The 1,313-nt window shown below is 64.7% G+C and carries 1 protein-coding gene; it reads left to right on the top strand.

Features of this window, described 5'->3' with window-relative positions; translation table 11 throughout:
- Window positions 1-57: 57 nt before the first annotated feature.
- Window positions 58-1,301 (top strand): IS3 family transposase gene (locus AX692_RS12665; protein WP_196491794.1). Its coding sequence is split into 2 segments (ribosomal slippage): window positions 58-396 and window positions 399-1,301, totalling 1,242 coding nucleotides; the frame shifts between segments, so codons are not numbered across the junction.
- Window positions 1,302-1,313 lie beyond the last annotated feature (12 nt).

Raw genomic sequence — 1,313 nt, 5'->3', positions numbered from 1 at the left:
TGAAGCGGCCCCCGAATTCCCCGGACAGGACCTCACACTTATGTAAGAGTGAGGAATATGACCGACAGTAAGCCTAGGAACTATGTGCATGCGGAGGTTCTCGGAGGGGTTCAGCGCCGTAGGCGCTGGGCCCCGGAAGAGAAGCTCCGCATCGTCGAAGAAACCTATCTTCCCGGCATGAGCGTGTCCCATGTGGCGCGACTTCATGGTGTTGCGCCCAACCAGCTGTTTGGTTGGCGCCGGCAGGCGGAGAGCGGCGCGCTGACCGCGACCCGCGCCGGTGGCGAAGTGGTCCCGGCCAGCGAATACCGCCTGCTGCAGGACCAGGTGCGTGAGCTGCAGCGCATGCTCGGCAAAAAGACCATGGAGAACGAGATCCTGCGCGAGGCCGTCTCGCGTGTGGTCGGTCCCAAAAAAACGCCATTGCGCATGCTCTCGTCGCCGGAGGGCAACCAGTGAGTGCGGTTGCGATGACGCTCAGGGTGTCGCGCGCACATCTCTCGTCCTCGAAGCGCAGGCTTCCCGCCAGGCGGCGCGGGAGGCCTCCGCTCCCGGACGAGGATCTGGTGATGCGGATCCGCGCGCTGATCGCCGATATGCCGACCTACGGTTATCGCCGCGTCCATGCGTTGCTGCGCCGTCAGGCCCGCAATGGCGGCCCACCGGCGCCCAACGTGAAGCGCGTCTATCGGGTCATGAAGGTCAACGGCCTGCTGCTTGCCCGGCACAGCGGCCAAGACACGGAGCGGCGCCACGAAGGGCGCGTGGCGGTCGATACGCGCAACACCCGCTGGTGCACCGACGGCTTCGAGATCGGCTGCGACAACGGCGAGAAGGTGCGCGTCGCCTTCTCGCTCGACTGCTGCGACCGGGAAGCGATGGGCTTCGTGGCGACCACTGCGGGCATCTCGGCCGAAGACGTACGCGACCTCATGACCGCCACGGTCGAGCATCGCTTCGGCCGCGTGAACCGGCTGCCCAGGACCATCGAATGGCTGTCCGACAACGGTAGCTGCTACACCGCCCGGGAAACCCGCCGCTTCGCCCGTGAGATCAATCTCCAACCCCGCACAACGCCGGTCGAGAGCCCGCAGTCGAACGGAATGGCGGAAGCCTTCGTCAAAACCATGAAGCGCGACTACGTCCGCATCGCCGATCGGCCTGACGCCAAAACCGTGATCGCAATGCTGCCCCACTGGTTCCGCCACTACAATACAGTCCATCCGCATCGCGCGCTTGGCTACCTCTCGCCGCGCGAGTACATCAACCGTTCAACCACCGAGGAACTGTCCGGAAATTAAGGGGCAACTACA

This window comes from Erythrobacter donghaensis (genome assembly GCF_001557325.1).
Lineage (GTDB): Bacteria > Pseudomonadota > Alphaproteobacteria > Sphingomonadales > Sphingomonadaceae > Erythrobacter > Erythrobacter donghaensis_B.
This window is presented reverse-complemented; position numbering and strand designations above follow the sequence as displayed.